The sequence below is a fragment of the Aquabacterium sp. UBA2148 genome (assembly GCF_002328915.1).
Taxonomy (GTDB): Bacteria; Pseudomonadota; Gammaproteobacteria; order Burkholderiales; family Burkholderiaceae_C; genus Aquabacterium; species Aquabacterium parvum.
Genome location: NZ_DCXA01000259.1, coordinates 7282 through 7571, shown reverse-complemented (window position 1 = coordinate 7571; position 290 = coordinate 7282). Strand labels below are relative to the sequence as shown.

The following is a 290-nucleotide window of genomic DNA, read 5'->3' as shown; positions in this document are numbered from 1 at the left end:
GGCTGCGCTGCACCCGCCAGGCCGATGCCAGCAGCACCAGCCCGCTGACCAGGTACATCCACGTCGCCCAGGTGGCGGGCGTGGGCATCATCGAGTCGTAGAAGGCCGGCACGCTGGCAACCAGCGCGATCAGCATGGGCCAGGGCGAGTTCGACGCGTCGCCGTGACGGTGCCTCATGCTCTGCGAGCCTCAGGCGGGCAGGTAACCCTCGACCGACAGGTAGCGCTCGCCCGTGTCGTAGCAGAAGCCCAGCACGCGGCTGCCGGCGGGCAGCTCGGGCAGCTTCTGG

General features: G+C 70.3%; 1 pseudogene. It reads right to left on the bottom strand.

Annotated elements, in window-relative coordinates:
- Positions 1-190 precede the first annotated feature (190 nt).
- Positions 191-290 (bottom strand): annotated as a pseudogene (locus B2W70_RS14490) (cysteine synthase A); the annotation flags it as partial.